Origin of the sequence: Synechococcus sp. UW179A, assembly GCF_900473965.1 — a bacterium.
Classification (GTDB): domain Bacteria; phylum Cyanobacteriota; class Cyanobacteriia; order PCC-6307; family Cyanobiaceae; genus Synechococcus_C.
Window position 1 is genome coordinate 117,557 of the sequence record NZ_UCNJ01000002.1, and the last position, 24,768, is coordinate 142,324.

Below are 24,768 nucleotides of genomic sequence, written 5' to 3' on the forward strand. Positions count from 1 at the left end.
ATCGCTTCAGATCCGCCTTGGAGACACTCGTCAGCGACCCGCCAGCAGTGCTTCAACAAACTCGAAACTGTTGAACGGCCGCAAATCCCGGATTCCCTCACCAGCACCAATGAAGCGGATCGGCAGTTTTGCCTCGGAAGCCACAGCCAGAGCCACGCCACCTCGGGCCGTTCCATCGAGCTTGGTGATCACCACACCGGTGAGTCCAACGGTTTTGGCAAAGGCCATCGCCTGCTTCAGACCGTTCTGTCCCTGACTGGCATCGAGCACGAGCAGGGATTCCACATGAGCTTCAGGAGCTAAACGATCCACGACACGTCGAATCTTCTCCAGTTCCTCCATCAGGTTGTGCTTCGTTTGCAAGCGACCGGCCGTGTCAACCAAAACAAGATCAGTGCCCTTGGATCGGGCGGCTCCGATGGCATCGAACACCACTGCCGCAGGATCAGCGTTGGAGGAAGGGTTGGCAATCACAGGCACATCACTGCGATCTCCCCATACCTGCACCTGCTGAACCGCCGCGGCCCGAAACGTGTCGGCCGCTGCAATCATCGCCGAATAACCACTACGGACCGCGAGGTTGGCGAGTTTGCCGAGGGTGGTGGTCTTACCAACCCCGTTCACACCAACCATCAGCCACACATTGAGCTGATCACGCTGAGGAGCAAGCAACTTCACACCGCTGTCACGCGTGGGCTGATCGAGCAGATCACACAACTGTTCTTTGAGGAAGCGAATGCCTTCGGTGGGATCCACCACCTGTTCATTCATGCGACGTCGCAAAGCATCCAGTACCTGGTCTGTGGCCTGAACTCCAGCATCTGCTCGCAGAAGCAGCGACTCGAGGTCGTCAAGCACCTCCGGCGTGAGCGGGTCATCGCCCAGGTTTTCCAGCAGACCTGTAACAAAGCCCTGACGGGTCTTTTCGAGCCCCTGACGCAGACGGCCGAGCCAATCGATCTCTTCAAGGGTGATCTGATCAGCCCGAACTCCCTGGGCGGCAAGAACCTCTGCTGACCAGGTGAAGGTTTCGTCGAACTCGCCAAGACTGGGTTCATCGGACTGATCAGCGGTCTGCCGGGGTTGAACAGGATCGACCTTTGCTGGCACAGCAGCAACTGAGGGTGAAGCCTGCTCCAGCTGCTGCTGTCGCTCCTGCCGCTGAGCTGCAGCCTGCTCAAGCAGAGACAGTCCGGGTGCAGGAGTTTCAACAGGAGCAGCAACTGGTGCAGAGGCCTGTTGCGATGGAGACAGCTGTGGCAGTTCAGACAGCTGTTGCAGTTCAGACGGCTGAGGCGAATCGGGTTCCGATTCTCGAACTACAGAATCTGGCGAAGGTGGCTCGGGAGCCACCGCAACCGGTTCAGCACTAACGGATGAATCCGGCGCCACTGACTGCGTGGTTTTCTCAAGCTCCTTCTGGGCTTTCAGACGGGCATAGGCCTGCCGTGCCCACTCAAGCGGGTCATCCTCAGCGGAAGCATCAGCAGAATGGTCCGTTGAATCCTGAGCGGATTCAGCTCCGGCTGGCTCCGGTTCGGACTGCGCTAATTCTTCGACTGATGCGGTCTGTCCTGAACTGTCCTGAGCGATTTCAGGATCCAACGTCTGCTCAGACTTCGATGGCTGCTCAGGGGGCTGAGGAGACTCGGGGCTTCGATTGAACCAGTCGTAAACCATTCGAATAAAAGCAGCAGCGCCTAAGCGGTGGCGTTCTGAAGACGCCGCAGGACTCCATTGATCATGCGACGGCCCTGTTCATCGCTATAGCGATTGGCCAGCTCCACCGCTTCACTGCAGGCCACGGAAGCCGGCGTGTTCATGGAACGAAGATCAACCACTGCCAAGCGCAGGATGTCGCGATCAATACGAGGCAGTCGGCTGAGTCTCCAACCCTCCATGACGCCATCCAGTTGATTGTCGATGTCCTGACGAGACTTCAGGACGAGCTGAATTCGACGCATGGCTTCCTGACGAACCTGTTCTTGATCAGCAAGCGCCAAAAGACGCGGCAACTCAAGACTGGCCGACAGGCCATTGAGCACCTGTTCGGCCCCAGAGAGCGTGTCGCTCAGATGGGAACGCACTGAGGCGAGATCGCTGGGATCACTGCCGTCCCGCAACTCGCTATCGAGTAGTGACTGCTGAGCCTTTTCCAAATCCCCAGCGCAATGATCAAGCACCTCGCGCCAGTGCTGCATCAGGCTGTCGAGGGCTTTCTGAAGCAGTGTCTCGAGGTTGTCCTGCGCAGCTGAGGAACGCTCTCGCTCAGCGCACTGACCGAGCACAAACAGTGCAAGCTCGCGGGAGAGGGTTCGGGTTTGCATAAGCGCCGGAAAGTATCGAACGAACGACTCAGGACGATGAGGGTGCCACAGATGCTCTGAGCTGAGCGATCAGACTGGAAAAACTGCGATTCACCGGAGCTTCGCGTTCATCCGGATTCACAATGCCAGCTGAGATTATGGTTCTGAACGCATCCTCTACAGAAATATCAAGTTCTCTGACGGAAGCCTCAGGGACAAGCGTGTACCAACCTGTGGTGGGATTGGGTGCCGTGGGAATAAACACGCTCAGCAGGTTCTGACCAAGATCAGACTGAAGAGAGGGTCCTACCTGGCCTGTGACAAAACCGACGCTGTAAAGACCTTCTCGTGGGTACTCCACGAGCACAACGCGTCGAAAGCGCCGGGAGTTATCGCGGAGAAACGTTTCAAGCAGCTGCTTAAGTGTTTTGTAAACGGAACCGGCGAGAGGGATGCGTTGCAGAGTTCCCTCGCCGAATTCCAGCAGCCATCGACCAACGATGTTTCGCGCCATCAGCCCGATCAACAAAATTCCCATCAAGGGAACTGTCAGACCGAGCGCCAGATTGATCAAATCCTGAAGTAGAGGATTGAGATTGATGAATGGATTGAACTGTTTTGGAATCGAGGTGACGAATGCCAGCACAAATTTGCTGACAATCGTTGAAAGCCAAATGGTTGTGGCAAGCGGAATGACCACCAGAAGACCCGCAATCAGGTCGTTCTTGAGATCATTCTGAAGCCTGGCGCTGAGCGGCAGGTCAGGTCTTGGATTGGACTGAACCAAGGAACGCCGGGGGCCTTAAGCCAACGAGTTCCACTAACCTAACCAGCGGTCAGAGGACAGCGCCGAGAGCAAGCAAGACCAGTGCCACTGCAAGCACTGCAGCACTGATGGTGCCACCGAAGAAACGCTGATTAATCGTGAGATCGCGCTGGCGTTCAGCTTGCTGAATCTGCTCAGTCATCTGTGACAGCTGTTTGTCAATGAAGGTCTGTGCAGCCTGAATCTTGTCCTCCTCGGTGGCATCTGCAGGAAGCTGACCTGCCTGGGCCAATTGCTCACCGAGAACCTTCACATTTTCTGGATTCGCCGACTGCTGACGGGCCATCTCCAGCTGACTGCGCCTTTGCTCAAGGGTCTGATCGGCCTCTCCCATCAAGGATTGATTCCCTGAGATCCCAAGCGGAACGACCGCGATCATGACCACAGCAAGAACTGCGGAAATGATGCAAACGACCCAGCGAATCGGTGTGCGGAGCTGCTGCGGGTGATCCAGACGAGACCCAATCAGCATCAACAGCAAACCAACGAAACCCATTGGAGCCTGGCTCACAAGGCGTTCGATCAGTAGCTGTTGAAAAACACCATCACTCCATTCAGCAGCAGCGAGCACCACTCCGATCTGTAATGCGAGCAGAAGCACCAACGTGATTCCCAACCAGCGCAACAAGGGCGCTGCACGCATAGGAGAGTCTTGGGAGGGAGCTGACACGGCACGATGCCAAAAAGGTGCCCAACTTTAAGATCAGGTTTTTGAATGTTCCAGCCAACGTTGCAGAGCTGAGCCTGGCCCTCAAGCAAAGGGCCAGGGAAGAGGGCTTCGACCCCGTAGGCATCGCTTCACTGCCAGGCAGCCAACGGTTGCAAATGCGCACCGCCGCATTACAGCGCTGGCTGGAAGCGGGCCACCAAGCGGACATGAACTGGATGGCGGCACCGCGTCGCCTTTCAGCAGCCAGCCTGCTGGAAGGCGCTCAAAGCATCCTGGCGGTGGGTTTGAACTATCACGTTGCTGTCAAGCGCCATCCAGACCGTCTGGCGGTCGCGCGCTACGCCTGGGGAAGGGACTACCACAGGGTGGTGAATCAGCGACTTCGAAGGGTCGGCCGCTGGCTGGAAACAATCAAACCTGATTGTCTGTGGCGCGTCTGCGTCGATGCCGAACCACTGCTTGATAAAGCCTGGGCGGAGGAGGCTGGGCTGGGCTGGATCGGCAAACACAGCAACGTGATCCATGCCAGAAGGGGCTCATGGATGGTGATCGGTCATCTGATCACCACCGAAAAACTCCAAGCCGATCAGCCAGCCAAGGCACGATGCGGGCAATGCCGCGCCTGCATCGAAGCCTGTCCAACCAGTGCGATCACGGAACCCTTCGTTGTGGATGCAAGGCGCTGCATCGCTTTTCACACTCTGGAAAACCGCAATCCGGATTTACCCGCAGCCATGGCCGAAGCCATGGGTCCATGGGTCGCAGGATGTGACATCTGCCAGGACGTGTGCCCGTTTAACCAGGGCGTGATTCCCTCCAGCGATGATCCTGATGTGCAACCGAGGCCCTGGTTGCTGGACCTCAAAGCCGAGCAGATCCAGAGCTGGACGGATGAGGACTGGGATGAGCGCCTGCGGGGATCGGCTCTGCGCCGGATCAAACCCTGGATGTGGAGACGCAATGCAGCTGCAACTAGACCTGACAATCCCCCTAGTGTGAGCTGATTCTTGGATCAGCGATGGGAGTTCAAGCTCGTAGGGGAAGGAGCTGGCATCAGGCTCTAATGATCACGATGCTGACAGGAACCATTGGAGCTCTTAGTGCTGCGCCGGTCAGGGCTCTGACTCCATACGTCTACACACCTAGCTCCCAAGAACTGGAAGGTGCCGGGGTCGGCATCGGCCGTACGGCTGCACAATTGCTGCGCCTAGGGCAACCGGAGGAAGCGGCAAGTCTGGCTGCACTGGCCGTGAGGCTCCAGCCCAATGACGAACGACTGTGGTCGGTTCTAGCTGAAGCGCAGCTTCGCAGTGACCAACTCAAAGCGGCCGCAGGGTCACTGGCCAAAGCCAAAGCACTAAAACCGGGAAAAGCCGGCCTCTGGTTCGCAGAAGCGTCGATTGCGCTGCGCGACGAGCGTCCGGGCGACGCCATCTCACTTCTTGATGAAGGTCTGCGACTAGACCCGAAAAACGCTGGTGCCTACTTTGATCTCGGCAACGCCCACGTCATGCAGTCGGACCTGAGAAAAGCTCTGAAATCTTTTGAACAGGCCACAACGATCAAACCCAGCTTCTGGGAAGCCCTGAATAACCAGGCTCTTGTGCTGTTCGAAATGGGCAACACACCAGAAGCCATCAAACGGTGGCGATCAGTGCTGTCGATCAAACGCAACCCAGAGCCGATGCTGGCGCTGGCCGCTGCACTCAATCAACAGTCTCCGGGCGACGCTGAATCGCTTGAACTGGCACGCAAAGCGCTCTCTGAAGACCCCAACTATGTGCTTCCAGGGCATCAAGAGAATCAACTCTGGGGCCCCAAACTTCGCCAGGCGACTGACGTTCTGCTGACAACACCCAGCCTCAGAGGAGCCGTCGAACGTGCTGAAGCCAATGCCGATCCCAAATCAGCTGAGTGATTCTGAACGAAGATCTGTAGGCTAAGCGCCTTCTGCCTTCTTGATTCCGGAGCGGATGGCCGAGGAGCGCGTTCAATCGATCGCCCTGCATCACGAGATGCAGCGCTCCTATCTCGAGTACGCGATGAGCGTGATCGTTGGTCGGGCATTGCCGGATGTGCGTGACGGTCTCAAGCCCGTTCAGCGCCGCATCCTTTACGCGATGCACGAGCTTGGCCTTACACCAGATCGCCCTTACCGCAAGTGCGCCCGCGTCGTGGGCGACGTTCTCGGCAAATACCACCCTCATGGTGATCAGGCGGTCTACGACGCCCTTGTCAGACAGGTCCAGACCTTTTCAAGCCGCCACCCTCTGCTGGACGGCCACGGCAACTTCGGTTCCGTAGACGATGACCCTCCTGCAGCCATGCGTTACACCGAAACGCGACTGGCACCAATCGCCCACGAGGCACTACTCGATGAGATCGGTGACGACACCGTCGATTTCGCTGCCAACTTCGATGGATCCCAACAGGAACCGACGGTCCTGCCGGCACAGCTGCCGTTTCTGCTCCTGAACGGCTGTGCCGGCATTGCGGTGGGGATGGCCACGAGCATTCCTCCCCACAACCTCGGTGAAGTGGTGGACGGCCTGGTGGCGCTGGTGCGAAAACCGGATCTAAGCGATGAAAAATTGCTGGCTCTGATCCCAGGTCCTGATTTCCCCACAGGCGGAGAGGTGCTGCTGGGCAGTGGAATCCGCGACACCTATCTCCGTGGTCGAGGCAGCATTCCGATGCGCGGCGTCGCCCATGTGGAGGAGGTGCAGCCAGGAAAAGGCAAACACAAGCGCAACGCGGTCATTGTCACTGAGCTGCCCTATCAACTCAGCAAGGCTGGCTGGATCGAAAAGCTTGCTGAACAGGTCAACGACGGAAAGATCGGTGGCATTGCCGACATTCGCGATGAAAGCGACCGCGAAGGCATGCGAATTGTGGTGGAACTGAGGCGAGACGCCGAGACGGACACCGTTCTGAAAGACCTGCAACGCCGCACGTCCCTGCAAAGCAATTTCGGGGCGATCCTGCTGGCACTGGTGGATGGGCAACCACGGCAACTATCACTGCGGCGAATGCTGCAGACCTTCCTGGAATATCGGGAACTGACGCTGATTCGTCGGACCAGCCATGCCCTGCGCAAAACAGAAGACCGGCTCGAGGTCGTGGAGGGCCTGATCACAGCGCTGGCTTCCTTGCAGAAGGTCATCGCCATGATTCAGGAGGCGCGCGATGCATCCACAGCACGAGCGAGCCTGATGGTGCAGCTGGATTTGAGCGAGCGGCAGGCTGACGCGGTTCTGGCCATGCCATTGCGGCGGCTGACGGGCCTGGAGCAGGAGAGCCTGCGCCAGGAAGCTGAGGAACTGCGAGCTGAACGGCAGAGACTGAGGCTCTTACTGGACAATCGTGAGCAGCTGCTGGATGCCCTGGTTCAGGAGCTCCGCCAACTGAAAAAACGTTTTGCCACTCCACGCCGAACACGTCTGGTGGAAGGAGGCGATCACCTGCTGGCGGAACGAGCTGCAAACCAGCGCCCCAATGCCGAACTGCAACGCCGTCAAGCCCTTGACGCCCTGCCACCTGAATCGCGAATCCTGATCCAAACCGACGGTCAGGTGAAGGTCGTGAGCCCCCAGCTGCTCGGCCGCTTGCATCTGAACGAACCGGTTGGTTTGGGCGATGAACCTTCTCCGGCACGCCTGATCCTGCCGATCAACCCTGCACCGAGACTGCTTGCACTCACCACCAGTGGTCGCATTGCCCTTGTGCGCTGGGAGTTTGCAGGTCAGCAACCTGGTGGACTGGAGCGTTTCCTGCCCACCGCGCTGGAAGGCGAAACAGTGATCAACCTGCTTCGCCTTCCCCAAGTCGATGACAAAGACACCAACAGCCGCATGTCTCTCGGTCTGCTGACCACGGATGGCCGTTTCAAGAGACTTCCTTTGGATGAGATTCAGGAGCTCTCAGGTCGCGCCGCCACCATCCTGAAACTGAAGGAAGGCGTATCTCTGCTTTCAGCAGCCATCTGCGAGCAAGGCGGAACGGTGGCTGTGGTGAGTGACATCGGTCGAATTCTCTGCCTACCGGTTGAAGAGCAATGCCTGCCCTTGATGGGAAAGTTGGCCCAGGGTCCCATGACCATGCGCATGCTCCCCGGAGAAAACCTTGTGGGAGCCGTTAGCCAACCGGCCGCAAGCAGCAGCTCCGAATCAACCAACAGCGGAGAAGTGCTGATCGGAACCAACAACGGAGATCTAATTCGCCTCTCCCTCAGTGACCTGCGCCGATGCAAACGCGGGGATCTTGGGGAGATCGCTGTGAAGGTCAATGGCGACGGCAAGGAAAATGTTCGCCTTGTCTCAGTCTGTGAAAGCGCGGATCTGGTCGGTGTGGTCACCAACAAAGGACGGCATGCCCGGATCCAGAACACAACAATCAGCACAGATTGCAATCAACCCACGCAGCTAACCTTCAAAGGAGACGAAACACTGGTCCAGCTTGTTCCGCTTCTAAGTTGAATTCCTTTAGGACCGAAACTCAGAGCTGAAATTAAATTTCTATTTCAGGAACTGCAGTTTCCTTCCAACCACTTGAAGTAGGTTTCATCAATATCTCCAGTCACATAGTAACCGTCAAAACAGGACATCTCAAGATCCTCGATATTAGTACCTTGAACAATACTTTTCTTGAGATTATCAACGCTCTGATAAACAACATGGTCCGCAGCAAGCACATCTGCAATTTGATCGATCGTACGACCATGGGCCAAGAGTTCACCTCTTGTGGGCATGTTGATTCCATACACGTTGGGAAAGCGAACAGGGGGTGCAGCCGATGTGAACGTGACCTGATTCGCTCCAGCATCTCGTGCCATCTGCACAATTTCCCTCGAGGTCGTGCCACGAACAATTGAATCGTCCACGATTAGAACATTTTTTCCTGCGAATTCAGTACCTAATGCATTCAGTTTTTGACGCACTGATTTTTTCCTTTCTGCCTGTCCTGGCATGATGAATGTACGACCCACATAGCGGTTTTTGTAAAATCCTTCTCGATATTCAATACCAAGCTGTTTAGCAACCTGCATCGCAGAAGGCCTTGCTGAATCTGGTATAGGCATTACAACATCAATATCACCAGCTGGTAATGCATCAGATATTGTTTTTGCAAGCAGATCACCCATACGCAAACGAGTTTCGTAAACAGAAATTCCGTTCATAACGGAATCTGGCCTTGCCAGATAAACGTATTCAAAAGCACAGGGAACAAGCTGGGAAGACCGAGCACACTGACGTTGATGGAGATTAAAATCAAAATCAATAAAGATCGCTTCTCCAGGTTCAACATCACGAACAATTTCATAACCACTGTTTTCGATCACGAGTGATTCACTCGCGACAATCCATTCATCCCGTCCGTTTTTTGCAGACCTACGACCAAGAATCAAAGGTCTGATTCCAAAAGGATCACGAAAAGCAAGAAGGCCGCGGCCTGAAATCAAAGCAATCGCTGCGTATGAGCCTTTCACCCTGCGATGCAGAGATGACACTGCATCAAAAAGCTGATCTGGGGAAAGATCAGGACCAGTGAGATGGGATTGGATCTCAGTAGCAAGAACATTCACCAACATCTCCGTGTCGCTGGAAGAGTTGGTATGTCGTCGATCAATCTTGAAAAGGTCTTGCTCGAGCTGACTTGTGTTGGTCAGATTGCCATTATGAACAAAGGTAATTCCATAGGGTGCGTTGACATAAAAAGGCTGAACTTCATCTTCAGCTGCAGCTGCACCACTGGTGGCGTAGCGAACATGTCCAATGCCAACATTCCCAAGAAGTTTTCGCATGTCGCGCGTTCGGAATGCTTCACGAACCCTGCCACGTTGTTTGTGAACATGAAATGTATAATTATCCATCGTGACGATCCCCGCAGAATCCTGTCCACGATGCTGAAGAAGAAGAAGATTGTCATAGATCTGCTGATTAACAGAATCAGCAGAAAACACTCCAATAATTCCACACATAACTACGCCCCGCCAACCAAGTTATTAAATGAATCCAATCCATCCGTTGAACTCATATCTAAATGATTAATATGCTCGCCGGAAAAGACAAACAAGACGACAAACAAAACCTTTTTAATATTAGCAAAGTGGCAGATGATCATTCACTAACCTCCGCGATGCCATCAATTCGCCGAGATAGTGCACTGTTGAAGGCATGACGACATTGCTCAATCTCCAGATTCAGGCAAGGGTCCTGATCAACACAAACCTGCATCTCAGGCTGTTGTGTCACAACACCAATCCGAGTAATTGGCAGATCGTCCGTCTCAGCTAACAGCGCTTCCCAATGCCCAATGCGATCTGCCTGCACCGACACCACGATCCGACTCCCGCCTTCGGCAAAGAGAACGCGATCGATACGCAGACCCTGAACACTCAGGTCAATCTTGATTCCGAGACCCGAAGCAATCGAAGACTCCGCCAAAGCCACACCGAGACCGCCATCGCTGCAGTCATGGGCTGAACCCAGCAGGCCGCGAGTGATGGCCTCACGCACAAGGCGGCCAACCTTGGCTTCCATCTGAAGATCCGTCAGAGGTGGGCGACCTGCCAAGGAGCCTGTCATCAGTTGTTGATAGGCACTACCTGCCAGGCCCAGGCAAAGGGACTCGGCATCATCAGGGCCAACACCAATCAGGTAAATGGGATCCTGTGCCTGTCGCCATCCCAGGCCAATCACGGTCGCAATGTCGTTAACACCACCCACCATGCCGATCACGGGTGTGGGGTGAATCGGCTGAAGGGTGCCATCCTCTTTTTTGATCTCGTTGTAGAGCGAGACATTGCCACCGGTCACGGGAGTGTTGAGAGCCCTGCAGGCATCCGAGATACCGCAACATGCCTTGGCCAGCTGCCAGTAGCCCTTAGGGGTTTCAGGAGAAGGGAAATTGAGATTGTCGGTGACTGCAAGAGGTTCAGCACCAACACAGCTCAGATTGCGTGCTGCTTCGGCAACAGCTGCCTGAGCACCCCGTTCAGGATCCAGTGCCACCCAACGGTTGGGACAATCCACCGTTGCAGCCACTCCCTTGGTTGAGGCATCCAGTGAGCCTTCACCCTGCTGCGGACGGAGTCTGACGACTGCTGCGTCTGCAGATCCAGAAGACACCACGGTGTTCGCCAAAACCTGCTGGTCGTACTGACGATGCACCCAGCGTTTGCTCGCAATCGTGGGATCATCCAACAAACCCAGAAGACTCTGACTCCAGTCATGGCCTTGGCTTGGGAGGGGAAGATCCGCTTCCGACCACCGCCATAGCTCCTGAATCTCAGCAGGCGGCTCACTGAGCAAATCATGGTGATTGATCGGCGTGTCTTCCGCCAAAGCCCTCGAAGGGACCTCAGCAGCCACAACGCCTGCTTGAAGAACCCGAACCACAGGGTCAGCCAGGACGCGACCCACCACAGCCGCCTGTAAACCCCAGCGGCGGAAACGCTCCATCAGAGGCTCTTCGCGGCCAGCACGCACCACGAAAAGCATGCGCTCCTGCGATTCAGACAACAGGTATTCGTAAGCGGTCATGCCCTGCTCACGCGCAGGCACTTTGTCGAGATCAAGCTCGATGCCCAGATCTCCTTTGGCTGCCATCTCCGAACAGCTACAGGTGAGGCCAGCAGCGCCCATGTCCTGAGCAGCAACCACGTCACCGCTCTGAAACGCCTCCAAACAGGCTTCAATCAACCCCTTTTCCAGAAAGGGATCTCCTACCTGCACAGCTGGACGATCATCCAGAGAGGCGGAACTCAGCTCAGCACTGGCAAAACTGGCTCCACCCATGCCATCACGACCGGTGGTGCTGCCCACGTAAACCACGGGATTACCAACCCCAGAAGCCCCGGATTTCACAATGTCGTCGGTCTCCATCAAACCGAGAGCCATCGCATTGACCAGAGGATTTCCGCTATAGGAGGGATCAAAAGCCACTTCACCACCCACGGTGGGAACACCCACGCAATTGCCGTAATGGGCAATGCCAGCAACCACGCCCTGCATCAGTCCAACGTTGGCGGGATCATCCAGGGGGCCGAAACGCAAAGCATTCAGCAGAGCAATCGGACGAGCACCCATGGTGAAGATGTCGCGAAGAATTCCACCAACACCTGTTGCTGCTCCTTGAAAGGGCTCCACGGCTGAGGGATGGTTGTGGCTCTCGATCTTGAAGGCAAGCCGATGGCCTCCGCCAAGATCGACCACGCCAGCATTCTCACCAGGCCCCACCAGGATGCGAGGCCCCTCCGTTGGGAAACCACTCAGCAGCGGTCTGGAGTTGCGATAACAGCAGTGCTCTGACCACATCACACCGAACATGCCGAGTTCAGCCCTGTTGGGGTCCCGCCCCAGCCGACGTTGAATCTCGACGTAATCCTGCTGCGTGAGCCCTTCTTGGCGGAGGGCAGCCGCGACATCAAACGTCTCAGCCACAGAAGAAGACTGGACCACAGTCAACAGGTCATCTGCTCCCAGTGTTGCCGACAGCCCGACCTCACCAGTTCAGATCCAGGGATCACCATCTGATTCCACAGGCCGTCGGTTTCGCATGGCCGGCTCGCGATCGATCCAGTCATCATCATCCCAATCCTGCAGTGGATCTGAATCTGCGGCTTGGGAGCGAACATCAGGCTGATCCAGATCACGCCGAGAGGGGTGTTCATCCCAAGGAGGTTCCTCAAGCCAACCCTCGAGCCGTTCACCAGCACGATCACCGAGGTGCTGCAACTGCTCGCGCCAGTGACGGGACCTGCGGACGAGATCCTGACGAACACTGGCGCGAGCCTCGGGAAGATCATCTAAATCACGGAGACCCGTGGAGACCAGTCCTGGCTGCTGATCAACGATGCGATCAGGCGTCAACCGCCAGCGGCTGCTTCCTGGCAGACGCGGATCGCTGCGAGACACCAGGTAATGAAGAATCTCACCGGTTGAGGGCACAAAAGCAAGGTCTGCAACCTGGCCAAGGCGCTCTCCATCGGCATCAAGCAAGTCAGCATCAAGCAGGGTAGGAAGCCGCTCAAGGGTGAGCTGATCAATTTCTGAAGGTGCCCCCTTGACGAACACCTGCTGATCATCAAGACCACGACACTGGTCCAGTCTCCAGACCGTGCGCGAGTTGCGCAGAGCGGAAGGACGGCTGACCCAACCCAACAGGCGATGCACCGGAGGATGCATCCAAGCCATTACTCCAATGCCGTGATCAAGTCCCTGATCACAGCGCACACGGTGTCTCAGCAGATCACTGAGCAGCAGTGGATCAGGCAGCGTCAAGGTCAGGAGCGAATCTGAACAGGCATCACCAGATAGGTGAGTCCAGATGCATCATCGGACGGTGAAAGGATGGCTGGGGTTGTTGGGGCGTTGCACTGCAGGCGAATACGTTCCGAATCCATCGCTTTCAGACCATCCAGCACGTAACGCACATTGAATGCGATCTGAACGGGGTCACCATCGATTTGGGCCGATAGGGACTCCGAACCACTGCCAACGTCCTGAGCATCGGCACTGATCTGTACCAGACCCTTTTCGGGATCGCTGCCGATGCGAACAACATTGTTGTGTTGATCAGCCAAGACGGCAATGCGTTCGAGTGCAGCCACGAAAGCCCGACGGTCAAGATCAAGCGTGCGGTTAAACGAATCAGGAATCAGCTGGCGGTAATTGGGATACGTGCCCTCGAGCGTGCGACTGGTCACCATCTGATCTGCGGCCAGAACCACCACCTGACCGCTTTCGCAAAACAAACTCACAGAGTCAGTTCCTTTCCATCCCGCCATCAGACGTTCCACTTCCCGTAGAGAGCGAGCCGGCAGGGTGACAGCGAGGCCAGGCTCTTCGGAAGCTTCCTTGTCGGAAAGGGCAAGAGGATCCTGAAGTGCATCATCAACGCTGAGCACGGCTAGACGATGACCATCAGTGGAAGCCGCCTCCAGGCTGGTGCGATCAAAACGCAGATGCACCCCGGTGAGCAACTGCTTGGCTTCGTCGGAACTGCTGGCAAACAGCGTGCTACGCAATGCTTTGACAAGAGCTGCTGGATCCAGCTTGAGCGCTGTGCCGTTCTCAACCAGAGGCAGCTCCGGAAAATCATCAGCAGGCATTCCCCGCATCTGATAGCTGCCACTCAAGCTGGTGAGTTCCACCTGTTCTCCAACTTCGTCAGTGACCAGGGTGATGGGTGAATCACTCGAAAGACGGGACACGATTTCGCCGAAAAGACGTGCCGGCAGGGTCACCGCACCACTGGTTTCAACAGTCGCGGCCAGAGACGTCTGAATGCCCAGATTGAGGTCAAAGCCAGTGAGACTCAACCGATCAGTTCCCGCATCAGCGGTCAGCAGCACGTTGGCAAGCACCGGATGGGTCGGTCGTGCTGCAACCGCTCTGCTGACCAGTTGCAGGGCAGCGTTGAGTTCCGTTTGGGAACAAACCAGTTTCATGGCGACGTTGTCCGCTGCAAGGCCTGAGGTCACCCACGGTTTCACAGGCACGCAGGAAGCGCAATGGTCCAAACCAACATGCCGTGCTTGCTGCTTACTGGCTGTTTAGATTTTTTAGAACAAACAACTAAAACAGCCGTAGTAGGTGCTGTGGAAACCGTGGAAAACCATTCAAACCAAGCTCTACCAGCGCTTTTCTGATCGCACAGCCCTGGGGAATCTTTATTTGCTGATGAGGAGAAACTGCTGTTTCTCACAGATTTAACAGTCTGTGGAAAGTCGAAAGCTTGTTGAGGAGGTCTGTTCTATCTGTCTCTCCACAGCTTGTAGGCCTGGTTTTCTGCGAGCTTCCCCAGGCAGTTCGTCATCTGGTTGGTCGTCCGCTTCTGTTTGCGGACATTGAAAAAGCCCCTTCATGGAAGGGGCCGTTTCGAGATTGAGGCGATGTTCGACGGGGTGATGACTCAAAACCCCATCACTTTGGCCACTGTGCCCAGATCAGGATCAAGATCAGTATGGAAGGCAGCGTCGTTGTTATTGATGGCGCAATCGGGGTCCTTCAATCCGTTGCCGGTGAGGACGCAGACCACCGTGGCTCCAGCAGGAACTTCGTCTTTGCGTTTGAGCAGGCCAGCTACAGAAGCAGCGCTGGCTGGTTCGCAGAACACGCCTTCCTGTCCTCCCAGCAGCTTGTAGGCCAGGATGATTTCCTCATCTGTGACATCCAGGAAGGCGCCGTTGCTTGCTGCCCGTGCGGCGATAGCTTTCTCCCTGTTCACAGGATTGCCGATGCGGATGGCCGTGGCGATCGTTTCTGGATCGGTCACGGTGGTCTCGTTGACCAACGGAGCTGATCCACTGGCCTGGAAACCCATCATCCTGGGCAAAATGCGGCTTCGGCCCGCCTGGTGATATTCCTGGAATCCCATCCAGTAGGCGGTGATGTTGCCGGCGTTGCCCATGGGGATGCATAACCAATCAGGGGCTTCCCCCAGGGCATCAATCAGTTCGAATGCCGCTGTTTTCTGGCCCTGCAGGCGATACGGGTTCACCGAATTCACCAGGGTAACTGGGTACTGATCCGACACCTCACGAACGATGTCGAGTGCTTTGTCGAAGTTGCCGCGGATGGCGAGCACTTCGGCGCCGTAGACCAGGGCCTGTGCCAACTTTCCTTGGGCGACATACCCATCGGGGATCAGCACAAAGGCACGCATCCCTGCTCGTCGTGCATAGGCCGCGGCCGCCGCTGATGTGTTGCCGGTACTGGCACAGATCACAGCTTCGCAACCAGCTTCCTTGGCCTTGCTGATGGCCATGGTCATGCCACGGTCCTTGAACGAACCGGTCGGATTCAACCCGTCGTATTTCACGTAGACCTTGACCCCCTTGCCGATCCGTTCAGCGATCGAAGGCACGGGGATCAACGGTGTTGCGCCTTCTCTCAGGGTCACCACCGGAGTGGAGTTGCTCACTGGTAACCAGGTTCTGTAAGCCTCAATCAGCCCAGGCCAGTCCTGCATGACAGGGGCCGGGGAGAAGCGGCGACGGAAGCTGTTGAGCAGTGACACCTGCGCAGGGCAATGATCCTCAGGAATCTATGTGGCAGGCACTGCAGCTTGGTTCAGTTGCTGCCGTCCTTCAGACCGTCCAAGGGGGAATCTGAAAAGAACTGCACCAGGCCCGCGATTGATTCTGCTTTTTCGATCACGGCGATCAATGCCGGAATATTCACCTCCATCACCTCTGATGGATAGGCCTCAAGAAATTTGATAGCAGTCAAACCGCCTTCGCCGATCTGAAGTCCGTTGATCACTCCAGCGCGGAGGGCTGGAACACTGACGGATGGAGCGGGCACTTTCAGTGGATAGATGATCCGAGCCACTCTGGTCAGAATCACGTCTCCGATCCTTGTGGACATCAGCCTGCTGGTCAGCACTAGTGGCAGATTCAGTTCCTGATTGAGCAGTTTTGCCACGTCCTCAGGATCCTGACGGCTGAGCTTCAGGAGGTCGGCCAGCACTCCACGGGCTTTGCCTGTTTCTGCCAGGTAGGCCAGGTCTGCAACACTGATCGAACGGATGAAAGCGCCACTCACCAAGGCAACATCCTTGGCAGCGTGAACGGGTTGGAAACTACTCAGCAGGCTTAGAGCCATCGCCGAACCTGTTGCCAGAGCGTGCCTGCGAAGGCGTGATCGTGCAGACATGGGCAGATCGAGGTGACCGGAATCTAGGGGGAGACTCCAGCTGCTGCTTTGACCAGTCGGACAACTCCGCGTTCGGCCAGACCCTGTGCAAGTTCAACTCCCATCCGACGGGCGTCGGGTTCACGTATCAATCTGGGCAAGCGACTGAACAGCAGATCCGGACTGAATCCAGGCAGCTGCTGCAGGACTTGGATGAGTTGACGGACCGGCTCAAGGTCCATGTAAAAGTCTTGATCCAATTCGGCTTCTGATGTGATCAGGCGGGAGGGTTGCAACTGACGAGGCAGACGCCGACCAATGCGCTGCAGGGTCATCCATCCCAGTGAATCGATGCGATCGGCTGCGGTTTCAACGAGCTGATGGCGCAACATGCCCCCATGGGTTGACACCAGGAAATCCAAAACTTGATCCAGCAGGGCTTCCAGGTCCAGCTGGTCTTGACTGGCTGCACTGGCCACCAGATTTTCCATCCGGGTCCAGCTGAAGATATCGCCGTCGAACAACATCTCCTTCAGGCTCTGCCGAAGCTGTGGATCTGGATCCTCCATTAGCCGGCGGGCGAAGTAGGGATAGGCAGCTCCGAGAATCTTGAAGTCGGAATCCACGCTCAGGGCAATCCCCTCCAGGGTTACCAATGAGCGGATGATCAGTGCGTAGTAGGGCGGAACTCTGAACGGGAACTTGTACATCACCCCAGAGAGATCATCGGTGACCGCTTTGAAATCCATGCGGCTGACGCCTGCTTCCAGCGCCTGACTGAACACGGTTTCAAACGCCGGAACAATTGGCTCCAGATTCACGTCTTCTGCGAGGAAACCAAGGTTCACGAAATCCTTGGACAATTTGCCGAAATTACGGTTCACGAGGTGAACCACGGCTTGGATCAATCCGGTGCGTGATTCCCTCGAGACCTCGCTCATCATTCCGAAATCCAGATAGCAGAGCCGTCCATCCGCGAGGGCCAGCAGATTGCCTGGGTGCGGGTCGGCGTGAAAAAAGCCGTGTTCAAGCAGCTGTTGCAGGCTGCAGTTCACACCCACGGAGACCATGTCGTCGGGGTCGATGCCCATGTCTCTCACCGCCTCAAGGTTGGTGAGCTTGACGCCGTCGATCCATTCCATCGTGAGAACCCTTCGACTGGTGGCTTCTCGATAGATTTTCGGAACGGCTATTCGGGGATTCTGTTGATGCAGCTCACTGAATTTCTCCGCATTCGAAGCTTCATTCAGGTAATCCATCTCTTCGAACACACGACTGCCCAATTCATCAATTAGAGCAACTAAGTCACTGCGGATAAGACCGATATTGCTGTTTAGCCAGGCGGCGATATTGCGCACGATGTAGAGATCCAGCGTGATCTGTTCGCGCAGACCCGGTCGCTGCACTTTCACGGCAACGCGTTGACCATCGTGCAACGTCCCGCGATGCACCTGGCCGAGCGAGGCGGCAGAGATCGGTTCGCGTTCCAGTTCCGCATAAATGTTGTCGACGGGAGCTCCAAGGTCCTCTTCAATGCAGGCCATGGCCAGAGCGCTGTCGAAACCTGGAAGCTGGTCCTGCAGCTGGGCAAGTTCCTCCAGAAGCACAGGAGGCACGATGTCTGGCCGTGTGGAGAGCGCTTGTCCAGCTTTGATGAAAGCCGGGCCGAGCTTCACCAGCAGTTCCGCGCATTCCTTGGCTCTGCTTCGTGCCCGCTTTGGATCCTTGAGCAACTGGAAGATCCAGTCGAAACCGATGCCGATCAGCAGCATTCCAATCGGTACCAACGTCTGCCACAGACGTCGCAACAGGCGCTGGGGATGACCCGCGTAGATGCGGGTGATGGCTGCCGGGTCATACGTGAGTAGACCGGCGGCTTCGATGAAATCTCCGAGTTCTTGAGGGGCCACTGGCCTCAATGCCAAGTGCACCCCTTCTAAACGAGCTGAGCCGCCGCTACGGTCTGCTCCAACACCGGAGTCTGCTGTGCTAACCGGTCTGCGACTCGAGAACATTGCCCTAATTGACCGCCTTGATCTGGCATTTGATCAGGGTTTTTCTGTGCTGACTGGCGAGACAGGCGCAGGAAAGTCGATCCTTCTTGATGCTCTGGATGCAGTGCTTGGAGGTCTGCAAACAGGACCAGGTGCGCGCTTATTGCGTTCCGGCTGTGACCGTGGTGTGATCGAGGCCAGTTTTCGTCCTGGTGCAGCCGCCAGCCGCTGGCTGCTTGAGCAGGAGATCAGCGATGGTGAGGAAGACTTGGTGGTGAGCCGCGAATGGCGGCGTCAGGAGGAACGTCTCAGTAGTCGCTCAAGGCTGAACGGCGTGATGGTGAATCGTCAGCAACTGTTGGTGTTGCGTCCCCTGCTGATCGATCTCACTGTTCAGGGGCAGACCCAGCAGCTTGCTCGCCCGGGTCAGCAGAAACGTTGGCTTGACCGTCTAGGGGGATCCTCTCTCGATGCCGAGCTCCGTCAGGTTCGTCGTCACTGGAGCGACTGGCTTCGTTGCCAGAGCGAACTTGAGCGGGCTGAAAACGATCGGCTCCGATTGGATCAACAGCGAGAGGAATTAGCACTGCTGTTGGCTGAACTCGATCGAGCAGAGCTTGATGACCCTGAGGAAGTTGATCAGCTCGAACGTGAACAGGACCGTCTTGTTCATGGTGTGCGCCTGCAGGAGGGTCTGAGCCTGTTGATTGGGCGTCTTCAGGACGGTGCTGATCAGGCACCCTCAACGCTTGATCATCTGCAGGCCTGTAGCCATGAATTACGGCAGATGCAGGGTCTCGACCCATCGCTGCAGTCTGTAAGCGAACGATGTCTAGATCTTGAATCAGCTGTTCAGGATCTGATCCGGGAGCTCGAGGGTTACGGAGCCTCTTTGGACAGTGATCCTCATCGTCTGTCAGTTCTTCAGGATCGTCTGGCAGAGCTCAAGCGCTTGGAACGCCGACATGGTCAGGATCTGATCGATCTGATCAAGCGCCGCGATGAATTGCGTGACCGTCAGCAGTCTGGTGGTGCTGATGCACTGCTTGAGCAGTTGCGCAGCCAGGAGCGGGCGGCTTGTGTCATCCGTGATCGCAGCAATGCCTCGCTGCGTTCAAAGCGATTGATGGTTGCGGCGGAGCTTCAAGAGCGGTTGATGGCCCATCTCAGGCCCATGGGATTGGCCAACGTACGTTTCGAGGTTGCTGTTGAGCCGTCCGAACCTGGCGAGAGCGGGGCGGATTCTGTGTGCTTCTTGTTTTCTGCGAATCCAGGTCAGCCACTGGCACCGCTCGCTGAAGTGGCTTCCGGTGGTGAGATGTCGCGCTTTTTGCTGGCTCTCAAAACCTGCCTTGCGGAGGTGGATGGATCCAGCACCCTGCTTTTCGATGAAATCGACACAGGAGTGAGCGGCCGTGTCAGTGGTGCCATGGCCGATTTGCTGCGCATGTTGTCGCGCCATCGACAGGTGTTCTGTGTCACCCATCAGCCGCTTGTGGCCGCAGCGGCTGATCATCATTTCCGCGTCAGTAAAGACGTTTGCGATGGGGTCACCCATTCGCGAGTGTCCCATCTGCGGGACACTCAGGAGCGTCAGCATGAGCTGGCTGAACTGGCTGGGGGTGATCGCCGCGAAGCTGAGGCTTATGCAGCCAGCCTTCTGGATCAGAAAGCAGCGTGAGCATCATCTGATCTCAGTAGAATCATCAGCTCCCGAGATCCAGCCGTATGGGGCGAACCGCTCCCAAGTCAAAGGCCTCGTCTCCGGCAGAGCCGGTGAAACTCACGATTGGATCTGAAGAGGACGTGATCCGCGTTCGTGGTGCCCGTCAGCACAATCTCAAGAACGTTGACCTCACCATCCCTCGCAACAAGATGGTGGTGTTCACCGGGGTCAGCGGTAGCGGTAAAAGCTCTCTGGCTTTCGACACGATTTTCGCTGAGGGACAGCGTCGCTACGTCGAGAGTCTTTCCGCCTATGCCCGTCAGTTTCTAGGTCAGGTCGACAAGCCTGATGTTGATGCCATCGAGGGACTCTCACCTGCGATCTCGATCGATCAAAAATCCACAAGCCACAACCCACGTTCGACCGTCGGAACCGTCACGGAGATCCAGGATTATCTGCGCCTGTTGTTCGGTCGGGCCGGCGATCCGCATTGCCCGAAGTGTGATCGTCCGATCCGGCCGCAGACCATTGATGAAATGGTCGATCAGATCCTCACCTTGCCTGAATCCACGCGCTATCAACTGCTTGCTCCGGTTGTGCGTGGAAAAAAGGGCACCCACGCCAAATTGATCAGCGGGTTGGCCGCTGAGGGTTTTGCCCGGGTGCGGATCGATGGAGAAGTGCGCGAGCTGGCCGATAACATCGAACTCGACAAGAACCAAAGCCACAACATTGAAGTGGTGGTGGATCGGCTTGTTGCTCGCGAGGGAATTCAAGAACGGCTCACCGACTCTTTGCGCACCTCCCTGAAGCGGGGAGATGGTTTAGCCATCGTTGAGGTGGTGCCCAAAAAGGACGAGCAACTTCCTGAGGGAGTTGACCGGGAGCGCTTGTATTCCGAGAATTTTGCCTGCCCCGAGCATGGGGCAATCATCGAAGAGCTTTCACCAAGACTGTTCTCTTTCAACAGTCCTTACGGAGCTTGCGAGGCCTGCCATGGCATCGGTCACCTGCGCAAGTTCACTCCGGAGCGGGTCGTTCCGGATCCGTCACTGCCTGTTTATGCCGCAGTGGCTCCCTGGGCTGAGAAAGACAACTCTTACTACTTCTCCCTTCTTTTTTCAGTGGGGGAGGCGTTTGGCTTCGAGATCAAGACTCCCTGGAAGGAACTGACTGAAGACCAGCAGGATGTGCTGCTCAATGGCAGTCGCGAACCGATTCTGATTCAGGCTGATAGTCGTTATCGCAAGGGAAATGGCGGATATCAGCGTCCGTTTGAGGGGATCCTGCCGATTCTTGAGCGGCAGTTGCGCGATGCCAGTGGCGAGGCCCAACGTCAGAAGCTGGAGAAATTTCTCGAATTAGTTCCCTGTTCCAGTTGTGCTGGCAAACGACTGCGGCCGGAAGCATTGGCAGTGCGCATGGGCTGCTTCCGAATCACGGATCTCACTGCTGTGAGCGTGGGCCAGACCCTTGAACGGATTGAGCAGTTGATGGGCGTGGGCGCCTTTGAGAGCAGTGAACCACTGCTCACGAACCGTCAGATGCAGATCGGAGATCTCGTTCTGAGGGAGATCCGCATGCGATTGCGTTTTTTGCTGGATGTCGGTCTGGACTATCTGAGCCTCGATCGGCCGGCGATGACCTTGTCCGGCGGAGAAGCGCAGCGGATCCGTCTTGCGACTCAGATCGGAGCTGGGCTCACTGGGGTGCTCTACGTGCTCGATGAACCGAGCATCGGTTTGCATCAAAGGGATAATGACCGACTGCTGGCCACCCTTGAACGGCTGCGTGATCTAGGCAACACCCTGGTTGTGGTCGAACACGATGAGGACACGATCCGCGCAGCCGATCATCTCGTAGACATTGGTCCCGGAGCAGGGGTGCATGGCGGTCACATCGTGGCCGAGGGCTCTGTGCAAGATCTGCTCGATGCCGATCAATCGATCACCGGTGCCTATCTGAGTGGAGAGCGCAGCATTCCCACTCCTTCGCAACGTCGCTCGGCAGGCACTCGCAGCCTCAAGTTGCTCAACTGCAATCGCAACAATCTCCAAGACCTGAGCGTGGAGTTTCCGCTTGGACGTCTTGTCTCGATCACTGGGGTGAGTGGCAGCGGCAAGAGCACGCTTGTAAATGAGTTGCTGCACCCTGCCCTGGAACATGGTCTCGGCCATAAGGTTCCATTCCCCAACGGTCTGGGGGAGCTGCGTGGCCTCAAGTCGATCGACAAGGTGATCGTGATCGATCAGTCACCGATCGGCAGGACTCCCCGCTCCAACCCTGCCACCTATACCGGTGCGTTTGACCCGATCCGTCAGGTGTTTGCAGCCACGGTCGAAGCGAAGGCCCGTGGATATCAGGTGGGTCAGTTCAGTTTCAATGTCAAGGGCGGTCGCTGCGAAGCCTGTCGCGGACAGGGGGTCAACGTGATCGAAATGAACTTCCTGCCGGATGTTTATGTGCAGTGCGATGTCTGCAAGGGCGCCCGATTCAATCGGGAGACTCTTCAGGTCACTTACAAGGGGCACACCATCGCCGAGGTTCTGGAGATGACCGTTGAGCAGGCGGCCGATGTGTTTTCTGCGATTCCGCAGGCGGCTGACCGATTGCGGACACTCGTGGATGTGGGTCTCGGTTACGTGAAGCTGGGTCAGCCGGCTCCCACGCTTTCCGGTGGTGAGGCGCAACGGGTGAAGTTGGCCACTGAACTGTCCCGCAGGGCCACCGGCAAGACGCTTTACCTGATTGATGAGCCCACCACAGGCTTGAGTTTCTATGACGTGCACAAGCTGATGGATGTGATGCAGCGTCTTGTGGATAAGGGAAATTCGATCATCTGTATCGAGCACAACCTTGATGTGATCCGTTGTTCCGACTGGTTGATCGATCTTGGTCCAGAGGGTGGTGATCGCGGTGGACAGTTGGTGGCCTGCGGAACACCAGAAGAGGTGGCCCAGCACCCAACCAGTCACACCGGTCGTTATCTCGCCAGGGTTTTGGAGCAGCATCCTCCTCAGGCGGTTCCTCTGGCGGCATGACGTCCTTCCCGTGTTTCCGCTTCCCTGGCTTGGTTGCAATCGTGGCTTCGCTGCTGGTCGCTCAACCGGCGGCAGCAGTTGAGCGCCTTACCTTCACCTTGCCTTTGCTGGATGAGCGCATCAGCCTTGATTTGAGTCAGGCCACCAATGCGCAGGAGCTGATCGACTCCAATCCAGATCTTCAGGAGCTGGATTGGGCAGGCGATGGATCCGTGCAAAAGCTGATTGAAGCTTTACTGACAGCACCGCTCCCTGAAGAGACCAGCAGCATTGTTCGCCAATCCCTCGGGCATCCCCTGTTTGAGCAGCTTCTTCTCTCTGCCTCCGAATTGGTTGAGGTCAAGGGTCTTCCGGTCGACACCAGCGGGCGCATGGTGTCTGAGGCTTTGGCCGCGGCCTATCGGGATGATGAGCCCCATCTGCTGGGATTCCTGCGTCATGTTCCGGGAGATGAGCTTTCGATCAATCTCCAGGAGCTCGCTTTTTACGCCAAGAGACTCAGAGGCAACCAGGACGATGCAAGGGCCTTGGTGCAAAAGGGCACCGCAGCCAAGCCCGTTGCTTCAACAATCGTCGCTGCGGCGGCATCCGGCTGGACCCGCCGACAAAGCTCCGTTGCGGTGAACCACCGTCCGCAGCCCCTGCAGGTCACAGTGATCTCCCCGACCGGTTTGTCCAATGGTCGACTGGTAGTGATTTCCCATGGGCTTTGGGATGCACCGTCCAGTTTCGAGGGCTGGGCCCATCTGCTCGCTGCCCATGGTTATTCCGTGGTGCTTCCAGGTCACCCGGGTAGTGATTCCAAGCAGCAGCAGTCACTGCTTCAGGGCAAACAGCCACCGCCGGCATCCGAGGAATTGCGCTTGCGTCCCATGGACGTCACTGCCGTGATTGATGCGGTCGAAGCGGGCAGCTTGCTCTCTGGTTCATCAGTTCAAACCGATTCAGTGGCTGTTGTCGGTCATTCCTGGGGTGCTACTGCGGCGCTGCAGTTAGGTGGTCTTCAGACCACGAGCCGGAAGCTGAGCTCCCGTTGTCAGGATCCTCGTGATCCAGACCGCAACCTGAGCTGGGTGTTGCAGTGCAGCTGGCTCAAAGGTGCTGATCAGGGATCGCTGGGTGACACGAGAGTTCGATCCGTGGTTGTGGTCAGTCCGCCTCTGCGTCTGTTGTTTGATGAATCCAGTGGTCCTTCGATGCATGCCAAGGCGCTGCTGGTGAGCGGCACCCGTGATTGGGTTGTGCCATCGGACCCTGAAGCGGTGGTCCCACTTCGCAATGGTCAGCCTCTGGCCAATGGCCATCGCCTTGTATTGGCCTCAGGCGGTGATCACTTCAATCTCTGGGCTCCAGTGGGTGCAGAACAACCACCGGTGCTGGGGCCCCTGATTCTTGCCTGGATCAATGACCATCTAGGAATTACCGATTCGCTCAGCTTCAAGGGCGGCGGTTGGGGCAATCAACGTGTGCCACTCTTCGATGTCACTGGCCAATTATGAAAATTCTTTACGGCATGTCGCTGTTGTAAACAAGCCAATTTTGTCCGCATTTCTTCATCCAAAAAAATCAAAAGTAGCAGTCCTGGTCTGGCTTAAACCCTGTTGAAGTCAAGCGATCTGGGCATGCT

General features: G+C 56.5%; 17 protein-coding genes. 6 read left to right on the forward strand and 11 right to left on the reverse strand.

Translation table 11 applies throughout. The features are described from left to right. Positions 1 to 30: 30 nt before the first annotated feature. Genes ftsY through DXY31_RS00600 form a run of 4 tightly spaced genes read right to left on the reverse strand, consistent with a single transcriptional unit; the run spans position 31 to position 3,775 of the window. Positions 31 to 1,680, reverse strand: coding sequence for a signal recognition particle-docking protein FtsY (gene ftsY, locus DXY31_RS00585; RefSeq protein ID WP_114990566.1), 1,650 nt, complete (start codon positions 1,678 to 1,680; stop codon positions 31 to 33). 20 nt (positions 1,681 to 1,700) lie between these two features. Further along, entirely contained in the window at positions 1,701 to 2,327 is a 627-nt protein-coding gene (gene nusB, locus DXY31_RS00590) for a transcription antitermination factor NusB (RefSeq protein ID WP_114990569.1), read from the reverse strand. Between the two features lie 28 nt (positions 2,328 to 2,355). Then, positions 2,356 to 3,093, reverse strand: coding sequence for a DUF502 domain-containing protein (locus DXY31_RS00595; protein ID WP_067093790.1), 738 nt, complete (start codon positions 3,091 to 3,093; stop codon positions 2,356 to 2,358). 49 nt (positions 3,094 to 3,142) lie between these two features. Continuing rightward, on the reverse strand, positions 3,143 to 3,775 hold the full coding sequence (locus DXY31_RS00600; protein ID WP_170953474.1) for an HpsJ family protein: 633 nt from the start codon (positions 3,773 to 3,775) through the stop codon (positions 3,143 to 3,145). A gap of 68 nt (positions 3,776 to 3,843) precedes the next feature. Between DXY31_RS00600 and queG the strand changes: the two genes are divergently transcribed. Genes queG through DXY31_RS00615 form a run of 3 tightly spaced genes read left to right on the forward strand, consistent with a single transcriptional unit; the run spans position 3,844 to position 8,277 of the window. Beyond that, positions 3,844 to 4,806: a tRNA epoxyqueuosine(34) reductase QueG gene (gene queG / locus DXY31_RS00605; RefSeq protein WP_114990576.1), complete on the forward strand. Its 963-nt coding sequence runs from the start codon at positions 3,844 to 3,846 to the stop codon at positions 4,804 to 4,806. Between the two features lie 59 nt (positions 4,807 to 4,865). Next, positions 4,866 to 5,720, forward strand: coding sequence for a tetratricopeptide repeat protein (locus DXY31_RS00610; protein ID WP_371638942.1), 855 nt, complete (start codon positions 4,866 to 4,868; stop codon positions 5,718 to 5,720). Between the two features lie 55 nt (positions 5,721 to 5,775). Next, positions 5,776 to 8,277 carry a DNA topoisomerase (ATP-hydrolyzing) subunit A gene (locus tag DXY31_RS00615; protein ID WP_114990583.1) on the forward strand — a complete coding sequence of 834 codons (2,502 nt, stop codon included), beginning with the start codon at positions 5,776 to 5,778 and terminating at the stop codon, positions 8,275 to 8,277. A gap of 44 nt (positions 8,278 to 8,321) precedes the next feature. Here DXY31_RS00615 and purF read toward each other — a convergent pair whose 3' ends face one another. The 7 genes from purF to DXY31_RS00650 all read right to left on the reverse strand — a co-directional run bounded on the left by purF (position 8,322) and on the right by DXY31_RS00650 (position 18,350). After that, entirely contained in the window at positions 8,322 to 9,779 is a 1,458-nt protein-coding gene (purF, locus tag DXY31_RS00620) for an amidophosphoribosyltransferase (protein WP_114990587.1), read from the reverse strand. Positions 9,780 to 9,918: 139 nt separating this feature from the next. Next, positions 9,919 to 12,261, reverse strand: coding sequence for a phosphoribosylformylglycinamidine synthase subunit PurL (purL, locus tag DXY31_RS00625; protein WP_114991076.1), 2,343 nt, complete (start codon positions 12,259 to 12,261; stop codon positions 9,919 to 9,921). Positions 12,262 to 12,312: 51 nt separating this feature from the next. Next, positions 12,313 to 13,083 carry an RNA methyltransferase gene (locus DXY31_RS00630; RefSeq protein WP_114990591.1) on the reverse strand — a complete coding sequence of 257 codons (771 nt, stop codon included), beginning with the start codon at positions 13,081 to 13,083 and terminating at the stop codon, positions 12,313 to 12,315. 2 nt (positions 13,084 to 13,085) lie between these two features. Further along, positions 13,086 to 14,252 (reverse strand): DNA polymerase III subunit beta, encoded by a 1,167-nt coding sequence (dnaN, locus tag DXY31_RS00635; protein WP_114990595.1) that lies wholly within the window; start codon positions 14,250 to 14,252, stop codon positions 13,086 to 13,088. A gap of 464 nt (positions 14,253 to 14,716) precedes the next feature. After that, positions 14,717 to 15,775: a threonine synthase gene (gene thrC, locus DXY31_RS00640; protein ID WP_114991078.1), complete on the reverse strand. Its 1,059-nt coding sequence runs from the start codon at positions 15,773 to 15,775 to the stop codon at positions 14,717 to 14,719. A gap of 101 nt (positions 15,776 to 15,876) precedes the next feature. Next, the gene (locus DXY31_RS00645) at positions 15,877 to 16,461 is read right to left on the reverse strand and encodes an alpha/beta hydrolase (protein ID WP_114990598.1); all 585 of its coding nucleotides are present in this window, start codon (positions 16,459 to 16,461) and stop codon (positions 15,877 to 15,879) included. Between the two features lie 23 nt (positions 16,462 to 16,484). Beyond that, the gene (locus DXY31_RS00650; protein ID WP_114990602.1) at positions 16,485 to 18,350 is read right to left on the reverse strand and encodes an AarF/ABC1/UbiB kinase family protein; all 1,866 of its coding nucleotides are present in this window, start codon (positions 18,348 to 18,350) and stop codon (positions 16,485 to 16,487) included. A gap of 76 nt (positions 18,351 to 18,426) precedes the next feature. Here DXY31_RS00650 and recN point away from each other — a divergent pair, with 76 nt between their 5' ends. Genes recN through DXY31_RS00665 form a run of 3 tightly spaced genes read left to right on the forward strand, consistent with a single transcriptional unit; the run spans position 18,427 to position 24,640 of the window. Then, entirely contained in the window at positions 18,427 to 20,115 is a 1,689-nt protein-coding gene (recN, locus tag DXY31_RS00655; protein ID WP_114990606.1) for a DNA repair protein RecN, read from the forward strand. 47 nt (positions 20,116 to 20,162) lie between these two features. Beyond that, positions 20,163 to 23,141, forward strand: coding sequence for an excinuclease ABC subunit UvrA (gene uvrA, locus DXY31_RS00660; protein WP_114990609.1), 2,979 nt, complete (start codon positions 20,163 to 20,165; stop codon positions 23,139 to 23,141). Further along, entirely contained in the window at positions 23,138 to 24,640 is a 1,503-nt protein-coding gene (locus DXY31_RS00665) for an alpha/beta fold hydrolase (protein WP_114990613.1), read from the forward strand. The genes uvrA and DXY31_RS00665 overlap by 4 nt, the downstream gene beginning before the upstream one ends. Positions 24,641 to 24,768 lie beyond the last annotated feature (128 nt).